The sequence below is a fragment of the Phenylobacterium sp. genome (assembly GCF_030651185.1).
GTDB lineage: Bacteria > Pseudomonadota > Alphaproteobacteria > Caulobacterales > Caulobacteraceae > Phenylobacterium.
The window spans coordinates 1-2,814 of sequence record NZ_JAUSCJ010000008.1 but is presented as its reverse complement, the minus strand read 5'-3'; the positions used below and the strand labels follow the sequence as shown (position 1 = coordinate 2,814).

Annotated in this window: 1 protein-coding gene; it reads left to right on the top strand. The window is 64.9% G+C overall.

Going from position 1 to position 2,814, the window contains the following annotated elements; translation table 11 throughout:
* On the top strand, positions 1 to 2,773 hold a 2,773-nt coding region (locus Q7J39_RS02550), incomplete at its 5' end, for a TonB-dependent receptor domain-containing protein (RefSeq protein WP_304820100.1).
* Positions 2,774 to 2,814 lie beyond the last annotated feature (41 nt).

Here is a 2,814-nt window from a genome sequence, read left to right as displayed (position 1 = left end):
CCAGGCGATTTCGTCGGTCGACATCAACCTGCTGCCCACCGCCGCCATCGGCCGCGTGGAAGTCCTGAAGGACGGCGCGGCGGCGACCTACGGCTCCGACGCCATCGGCGGCGTGGTCAACTTCATCACCCGCACCGATCTTGAGGGCTTCGAGCTTAACGCCAACTATCAGGGCATCTCGGGCTCGCCGGGCGACTACGAAGGCAGCATCGCCTATGGCTTCAAGGGCGACAACGCGCGCCTGCTGCTGACCGCCGGGTATCGCCACCGGTCGGAAATGTCCGTCAAGGAACGCGACTGGGCCCTGCGCACCGGTCCGAACGGATATCTCGAAAACCCGCTGGGCGGCTGGGCCGGCACCGGCAACCCGGGCCAGTACCAGACCGCGACCACGGCGCCTGTTGGTTCGCCCAATACCGGCTACACGGCGGCCAGTTTCGCCGGGTCGTTGCCGGACATCGGCTGCGGGGCCAACGGCGGCGCGCCCTACGTGCTGACCACCACCATCGTCAGCCCGACCTCGTGCAACTTCCAGTACACGGCCTTTGACAACCTGATCGAGGACGAGGACCACTACCAGCTCTACGGCAAGCTGAACGTGGATATCACCGAGAACATCGAAGGCAATGTTGAGGTCCTCTGGGCCTCGCACAACACCCCGCTGCAAAGCTGGGCGATCACCGGCCCCAACCAGTATCCCGCTCCGATACTGGCCTCGGGCGCCTCGCCGGGCGGCGGGGTTTCCCCGATCCCCGCGGGCGGCACCGGTGAGCAGTCACGCTTCTACATTCCGAACACCAACCCGGGTCTGATCGCCCTGCTCGGTCAGATCGCCACGGCGAACTGCTCAGGGGCTGTGCTGCCTTACGGCGTGGATGCGGCGAGCTGCGCCACCGGCCTGGCGACCGCGCAAAGCCAGGCGGCCAACGCCGCCCTCTATGGTGTGGCCAGCAGTCAAACCGCTTGGCGGCCGCTCGGCTTCGCCGGCAATCCCTACACCTCTGACAGGCACAGCCACTACTCGTACAAGATCGACACTCTCCGCGTCGCGGGCGGCTTCAAGGGCCGGTTCGAGAATGGCGTTGGTTGGGAGCTTGGCCTGACGTATCAGGAGCAGGACTTCAACTACAACCTGCAGGACACTTCGGTGAACCGCCTGCAGCTCGGCCTGCGCGGCTATGGCAGCCGGGCCGGCAACGCCGACCAGTGCACCTCGGCGGAAACGGCGAACTTCACCACCAACGCCGGCAACGCCGCCCTGGGCTGCTTCTACTTCAACCCCTTCGCCAACGCGATCCAGCAGAGCCTCTCGAACGTCCCGGCCAATCCCTACTATGTGGGCTCAAGCTCGACGATCGCCGGCCTGAACGAGGCCGTCGCCAACCGCGGCGCCGTCTTCGATTGGATGGAGGAGGAGCAGCGCAACGAGATCACCGACAAGCTGTTCGTCGCCGACCTGATCTTCAACGGCGAGAGCTCGTTCAAGCTCTGGGGTTCGGACAACATCTCCTGGGCCGCCGGCGCGCAGTTCCGCTACGACCGGCGCGTTCAGGATCCGGACGCCATCTACGACGCCAACGCCACGCCTTGCGTGGACTCCACGCCGTTCGGCGACGGCACGCCCTATTGCCCCACCACGGCTAACGGCCCGTTCCTGTTCAATGCCAACCTGCGTCCCTACGACGTGGAGCGGAAAATCGGTTCGGGCTTCTTTGAAGTCCGCCTGCCGATCACCGACAGCCTCGAAGGTTCAATCGCCGGTCGTTACGAGTCCTACCAAGGTCAGGGTGAGACCTTCAATCCAAAGGCCGCCCTGCGTTGGCAGGCTCTGGACTGGTTGGCCTTGCGCGGATCGGTCTCCACCACCTATCGGGCGGCCGCCGCCACGATCACCACGACGAACTTCGCGCGTGGCCTGACCAATGCGTCGGGCACCTATCGGGCCAACGACCTCTACGGCAACCCGAACCTGGAGCCGGAGACGGCGCTCACCTACAGCGTCGGCGCCATGGTCAAGATCGGCGGCTTCAACGCCACGGTCGATTACTGGAACTTCGATTTCAAGGACCAGTTGACCTCTGAAGCCACTCTGGACCTGTTGAACCTGATGTTCCCCACCGGGGGGCCGAACAAGTGCGGCAACGCCGCCCTGGCGGCCCGGTTCACATTCGATCCGGCCGGCTGCGCGGGTGGGCGACCCTCCGTGCTCTCCTATCGCACCCAGTATATCAACGGCGGTCAGGTGAAGACCGACGGGGTCGACTTCCAGGCCAACCTGCAGGTCGGTGAACTGTTCGGCGGTGACTTGAGCACCGGCTTCGACGGCACCTACCTGCTGAACTATGACGACACCGGCTATACCATCGAGGGGCTGCCCACCTCCACAGCCGGCGTGATCAAGCGGGCGGGCACCTACCGGGCGTCGCTGTTCACGGGCTACAACCGTCTGAGGGCGAACGCCTACGTGAACTGGGCGGCCGGTGGTCAGAACCTGCGCTGGCAAGTCCGTCATGTCTCCTCGACGACCCAGATCGAACCCAACTCGATCAACATCGCCGCGGCGGTGAAGTCGACGACCAAGGTCGCCGAGTACTGGCAGCACGACCTGACCTATCGCGCTGAGCTGCCCTGGGACACGGCCCTGACCCTGTCGGTCATGAACGTCCTTGACCAGGAGCCGCCGTTCGCAATCGGCACCCAGTACAACTACGACCCGGGCAGCGGAAACCCGCTCGGCCGCGTCTACACCATCGGCATCAAGAAGCGCTTCTAGAATACCGACCGGGCCAAGAGCCCAGCGGATTACACCTCGCG